General features: G+C 62.2%; 7 protein-coding genes. 4 read left to right on the top strand and 3 right to left on the bottom strand.

What is annotated here, in order from left to right:
- Positions 1–541: 541 nt before the first annotated feature.
- The gene (locus NCS02_RS36000; protein WP_250508264.1) at positions 542–2,746 is read right to left on the bottom strand and encodes a TonB-dependent receptor; all 2,205 of its coding nucleotides are present in this window, start codon (positions 2,744–2,746) and stop codon (positions 542–544) included.
- 182 nt (positions 2,747–2,928) lie between these two features.
- Positions 2,929–3,282: a hypothetical protein gene (locus NCS02_RS35995; RefSeq protein ID WP_250508265.1), complete on the bottom strand. Its 354-nt coding sequence runs from the start codon at positions 3,280–3,282 to the stop codon at positions 2,929–2,931.
- Between the two features lie 173 nt (positions 3,283–3,455).
- Between NCS02_RS35995 and NCS02_RS35990 the strand changes: the two genes are divergently transcribed.
- The 4 genes from NCS02_RS35990 (at position 3,456) to NCS02_RS35975 (ending at position 5,346) form a co-directional block, all read left to right on the top strand.
- A complete protein-coding gene (locus NCS02_RS35990; RefSeq protein ID WP_250508266.1) occupies positions 3,456–3,767 on the top strand; it encodes a hypothetical protein in 312 nt (103 codons plus the stop codon).
- A gap of 40 nt (positions 3,768–3,807) precedes the next feature.
- Positions 3,808–4,197 (top strand): hypothetical protein, encoded by a 390-nt coding sequence (locus tag NCS02_RS35985; protein WP_250508267.1) that lies wholly within the window; start codon positions 3,808–3,810, stop codon positions 4,195–4,197.
- Between the two features lie 14 nt (positions 4,198–4,211).
- Entirely contained in the window at positions 4,212–4,427 is a 216-nt protein-coding gene (locus NCS02_RS35980) for a hypothetical protein (protein ID WP_250508268.1), read from the top strand.
- Positions 4,428–4,575: 148 nt separating this feature from the next.
- The gene (locus NCS02_RS35975; protein WP_250508269.1) at positions 4,576–5,346 is read left to right on the top strand and encodes a flagellar brake protein; all 771 of its coding nucleotides are present in this window, start codon (positions 4,576–4,578) and stop codon (positions 5,344–5,346) included.
- Positions 5,347–5,391: 45 nt separating this feature from the next.
- Here the strand turns inward: NCS02_RS35975 and NCS02_RS35970 are convergent, their stop codons facing one another.
- On the bottom strand, positions 5,392–5,583 hold the full coding sequence (locus NCS02_RS35970) for a 2-hydroxycarboxylate transporter family protein (protein ID WP_350029944.1): 192 nt from the start codon (positions 5,581–5,583) through the stop codon (positions 5,392–5,394).
- Positions 5,584–6,018 lie beyond the last annotated feature (435 nt).

The following is a 6,018-nucleotide window of genomic DNA, read 5'->3' as shown; positions in this document are numbered from 1 at the left end:
AGAGCCGGATGCGGGAGATCTGCATGTCCGGTTCGATGAGCGGGGTGTGGAAACGGGGTTAAGGCGAGGTTACTCGGGCACCGCCAGACGAAAGGGGCGGCAACAGACAAACCGAACCTACCGCTACCGCGCCACATCTCGACTCTACCGTCACGACTCATTCGCCGGTCGAGGAACTGACGTTCCTCGCCGCCGAGTCGCGAATGACAGCGATGCGGCGAGCTGCGGCCGCACGGCGGCTGAACGCCGAACGTTCGCAAAGGCCGAGGTCCGGTCAAAACCAGACTGCACGTGAACCGCACGCCGCTGCTCGGGGCGCTTACTCGATTCAGGCAGCGTCTTTTTGAGCAATTTGGTCCGTGGGACGGGCGAGCGGTTCATGGCCTCGCCCTGCCGGATGGACGACGCGTGCTTCGTTCGAAAATAGCTTCTCCACGGAAGACAGCCTTTTAAGCTTCGGCATCGCGCCGTGTCACTTCGGAAGGAACGGTGCAGGAGCGACGCGTCCCGGGCAACCTTCGGTCGAGCAGAGCCTTGCCGCTTACCAGAAATAGGTCGCCTTCACGCCAAACGTACGCGGCGCCGCAAACGCGTAGCGGTACGAGTCGTCGAAGGTATATTCCTCCGCGGCCGTAAAGACCCGCTGGTTGGTCACGTTGCGCACGTACGCCATCAGCTCCACGTTCTTGCGGTTCGGCATCCAGGTCGCCGACAGGTCAGCGGTCAGATACGGCTTCTGGTAATCGTCGCCATAGTTGTAGAACGTGAAGTGCTGGCCCGTCTGAAACTTCGCGTTCACGCGGCCGATGATCTTTCCTGCGTCCATGGTCCACGCATGTTCGAGCCCGAACCCGATGGTGAAAGCTGGGCTTTGCGGCGGCGCGTTGCCGGCCAGCTGCACGTTCTGGCCGCTGCCGTCATCAACGGCGAAATCGGTGAAGCGCGCGTGCAGCCACGCCACCGACAACGTCACGAGCCCGACCGGATCGATCAGCGCGCGAATATCCGCATCCGCGCCGTAGATGCGCGTGCGTCCAGCATTGACGATCTTCGTGCCCACGCGCCCGTCCGCGAACGGCACGAGCTGGGCGATCTGCTGGCCCGAGTAGTCGTAGTCGAACACGCTCGCGTTGATCTGCACGCGCTGCGCGTTCCACATCGACTTTGTGCCGATCTCGATGCCTCTCAACGTCTCCGGCGCATATGATCCCGACGATGAGAAGCCGCCCGACTTGTAGCCGGTGTCGTAGCGCACGTAGTTCATCAACGCCGAGGTCGGCGCGTACTCGGCCGCGAGGTGGACGGTCGGCTTCGACCACGAGCCCGAGTCGTTCTGCGGCACGTGCGTATAGTCGAATGGCGGCTCGCTCGAGTTCGTGAAGAAGTACTCGCCGTCGCGGCTCTTTTCATCGTGCGTGACGCGCATGCCGACGGTCAGCTTGATCCTGTCCGTCACCCAGTACGACGACTGGCCATACGCCGCCGTCGATGTCGTGCGAATGCCGTAGGCGAACGCGAGCGTGGGCAGAAAGACGCCGCCATCGAACGGCGACTCGTTCGCGCTGTACAGCGACGAAGACTCGTGGAAGTACGACACGCCCGCCTGCCACGACCATCTTCCATCGCCCAGGGAGCTCACGCGCACTTCGTGCGTCTGCGTCTTCGGAAACTCGTTCTGGCGATATGAAACCGGATCGGCGAAGCTCGGGCTGCTGTCCGCAGCATGACGCCAGGTGAGATTGTCGTAGCTGCCCGTGTAGCTGAGTTCGACGCCCGGGAAGTCGTACGCGATGCTCCAGCGCGCGACCGTATCTTCGATGCTCTGCGATTGCGCGGTCGCATAGGTGAAGGTGCGCGGATCGGCGGGGAAGGGCGGCTTGTCGTGCGAGAGATTGCCGTTCGCGTCGTAGAGATAGGGAATGTCGAGCGAAACCGGCCCGACGCCCTTCAATGTCGTCTGCTGCGCGGTGAACAGCATGCGCAGATGCGAAGCCGGTTCGAGCGCGACGGACAGACGTCCCGAGCGCGTGTCCTCGTCGTCGCCGTCGGCCTGCGGCGCGTTGTTCACGTAGCCGTCATGCCCGCGCGAGATCGCTGCCACGCGAAACTGGAGCACGTCGTTCACAGGGACGTTCACCATCGCTTCCAGATTGCGCGCGGCGTAGTTGCCGACATCGACCGATGCGCGGCCCTCGAATGCCCTCGAAGGCTTCGCCGTCACGATATCGACGATGCCGCCCACCGCGTTGCGCCCGTACAGCGTGCCTTGCGGACCGCGCAGCACGGAGATGTGATCGAGATCGTAGAGCGTGCCGCTCAGCGCATACGGCCGATTGTTCGAGCTTCCGTCCGTCACGACGACCACCGACGGATCGCCGATCTCGGTCGTGTCGCGGCTCGAGATGCCGCGAATCGTGAGCACCGGCACGACGGTCTGCACCTGCGCATAGTTGAGGTCGGGCGCGATCGTGGCGAGGGATTTGATATCGCTGACGCCGGTGCTTTCGATGAAGGCGTCGCCATAGACGCTCATGGCGATCGGCGTGCGCTGCTTGGGGGCGGCCTGCCTTTCGGCCTTGACGATGATCGGCGTGAGCTGTTGCGCGGCCGGATCGCTTTCAGCGGCCCACGCGCTCGACGATGGAAGGACGCAAGCCCCGAACGCGCCAACGAAAACGAGACGGACACGACGCGCGGCCGTCGAAGCACGACGGCAGGATGCGACCTCGAAACGCGGGAAGGACATGACAATCGCAGACTGGGTGCAGCACAACGCCTGCGATTGCGACGGAGGCTGTCGGACACTGCTGACCGTCCCCGCTCTCCGATGGGATTACGACCTGGTGGAAAAATTTACTGCGCTATGGCGCGGGAAAGCGACGAATTATAACGTCGTCGCCGGTGGTCTGATATGCCGACCCGCGACGCTCAGCGCTTCTTGGCCTCTTCGAGACACGCCGACAGCTTTTCGAAGTAGTCGAGCGCCTTTCGCGTCGGCACCACCGTCTTGACGCGCAGATCGTCGCTGCTCTCGTCGACGGACACAAGACCCTGGCTCTTCAGGTTCGTCAGTTTGCGATGCACGGTGGCCGGCGCGCCCGCCACCGAAAGCGCCATCGTTTCCGTGACCGTAAGCGGGTGACCTGCATGCCAGGACGCCGTGAGTGCTTCCAGCAAGCGTTCCTCGGCGGCATCGAGCTTCGGCACGGAGGGCAAAGCGTGGACAGCCTGAGCCAGATTCAGGAAGCGAAAGTAAGCATCGAAACCGTGCTTTTTGGCCATGAAGGAGCAATCGGAATTAGGACGGCGCCCATCATAGCATTGGCGAAACTCGATCTATGAGGGTGGCGCAAGTATTTATCATTGTGATAAGTGAGTGCTACAATAGTTCAACAGCAAAGGCCTGACGAAGACATCGATCTTTCACTTGGCCGAGCCGCTATCGGGGCACGAGCGTGATTCAACGACGCGATTTCACTTACACCACACCGACTTTCATCGAGCAGGAAATAGATCATCTGACGAGGATGATCCGTTCGCGCCACTGGCATGGAAGCGCCGCATGGCCGGTGTCGTACTGGCGCGAGCGCATCGAGGAGTTGCGGCATGCCCCGGCGGTCGGGCAGCGCCATGAGGAGGGACTGCGCTCGCTGCTCGCCGAGCTGGAGCGAATCGCCGCGCAACTCGATCCCGCTGCGAGCGTCGGCGAGCTTCCGCCAGCCGACATACACGCCGCCAGGGCGGATCTTGGCAAGGCGCGGCGATAACGTTCGCTGCTCGCCTGCCAGCGTGTCAAGCCGGGGAAGGATGAGCGGTGGGGTAAAATACCTTCACCGCTTACTGGCTCGTCCCACCAATGTCTTCGTGTCTGCTTCGCGTCTGCTCCATCGTCGGGACGGCGTGGTTTTTGTCGGTTCGCTCTGGCTCAATGAAAAAATCTTCGTTCACTCCCAGTTCGTTCGCAGGGTGAATTGGGTCTACCTCCCGGCCGGTATCCGGCTGCTCAGCACGCTGCTGCTCGGCGCGGACGGCGCCCTCGGAATGCTGCTCGCGAGTTGGGTCTTGAACTTTTATTATTTCCTCCCCAATGGCCCAGTGCGGTCGTTCATCGACGGCTTCATCGCGACGGCTGCGCCTTACACGGTCTATCGCCAGGGGCGCGAGACCTACGGCCTTAACGCATCGCTCTCAATCTGACGGCGGGCAGACTGGTGATCCTCACCGTCGCGTATGCGATCGCCGGTTCGTTGCTGCATAACATCTGGTTCTATCTTCAGGGCGACGCGCAGAACATCACGTCGAGATTCCTTGTGACGTTCGTGGGCGATCTTGCGGGAACCGTCATCGTCATTTACACGCTCAAGGTGCTGCTGCATTTTCTGCCGGTGCCGCGCCGCCGGAATCGACAAAGCCGGTCGGATCATTGACGGATCAAGCCGCGGCGCCACTCGCCCTCTCAGGTCAAGGTCGTCGTGCCCGTGATTCTCGTCGCGTTACCTTTTTATTATCAATTTGATAAGATGAAAGAAGAGAACGATACGCCGGCATGCCGTCCAGCAGAATAACGAAATCACGATGATTGCCGAACCTACTCTAAGCGGTGCAAGCGCCACGAAAGCGAACGCGTGGGAGACCGACGACCGCTATGCACAGCGGCATACCCTGCAGATCGCTGTTTGTCTGCGGAGCTTGCTCGCTCGAGGCGATTTCCTGACAGTCGAGTTTGGCGACAGGCAGTTCGTCACGCAACTGCTCGACGTCGATGCGCGCCGCGCGCGTCTTGTCTTCGATTTCGGCCGCACGGCGCGGGATAATCGTGACCTCGTCGATACAAGCGAACTCACGTTCCGCAGCCAGCCCTCGGGCATTCGCACGCACTTCGTGACGGGCGGTGCCGAGGTGGTGATGTTCGAAGGGCGTCCGGCATTCCAAGTGCCGTTTCCTGCGCTCCTTCATTACCTGCAGCGCCGGGATTTCCATCGCGTCGATACGCCCATGTTCGATCCGTTCGTCGCGAGCGGCGTCGACGGAACGGGCGCCGCTTTCCGGTTGGAACTGCAGGACCTCTCGCTCGGCGGCATGGCGCTGCGTGCGCGGGACGCACGCTTCGAATGGCTCGCGGCGGGGACCGTCTGGAACGACGTGAAGCTTCAGGTAGGCGGACTCGGCGCGGTGCCGGTCGACCTGGAGGTGGTCGCGCTGCGGCAGTCGGTCACGCCGACCGGCGAACAACGAACCGTTCTCGGCTGCCGGTTCATTGACCTGAAGGCAAATGCGGAGCGTGTGCTTCAGCGCGCGATCACGCTGCTGGAGACGCGCCACAAGGCGCGCGCGGCGCGCGGTTGACGCGAATACGGGCCGCGCTTCAGTCTCAATCGGACCGCTTCATCATCAGCCTCGCGACACGACCATCTCCGCGCTGCCGATGCGTGTCGACATCTGAGCCAAAGGCATGAGCCCCATGCAGTTCGGCGACGAGATCTCGAGATCGCCTGGGCCGCCGAGGCCGCTGTGACACGCGGTAGTGATCGGGTCCTCGACCGGATGCATCTTCCACGACGCGCCGACGAGCAAGCATGACACGGCCTTGGCCGCACCGGCGATGCGCAGATCAAGAAACACGCCTGCGAAAACGCGCGCGGGTCAAGCTAAAACGCCTGCGACGTCGCAAGCGAGTCAGTGCCCACACTTAGTAGCGCTCCGTGAGACTCGAGGTGACACTTCGGAGCCAGGCTCGCGAGGATCGTTAGATCGGGAAAGCGGTCCGGATTTACGGCGCGAAACTGGCTGTCGGATTGATGCAATCATCGGAGCCGGCAGCCCGATCGGAGAACTGCTGGGCGCGCCTTGTCATCTCCGACAGGCGCGACGCTGAATCGTCCCATGGATGATCGTCACCATCGTTGAGCGAGCAAAAAAGCTGGCCGAAGCGACCATATTCATTCCACCGTCACCGACTTAGCCAGATTGCGCGGCTTGTCGACATCCGTCCCGCGCGCACACGCCGTGTGATACGCG

The organism is Caballeronia sp. NCF2, from assembly GCF_023631205.1.
Classification (GTDB): domain Bacteria; phylum Pseudomonadota; class Gammaproteobacteria; order Burkholderiales; family Burkholderiaceae; genus Caballeronia; species Caballeronia zhejiangensis.
This window is presented reverse-complemented; position numbering and strand designations above follow the sequence as displayed.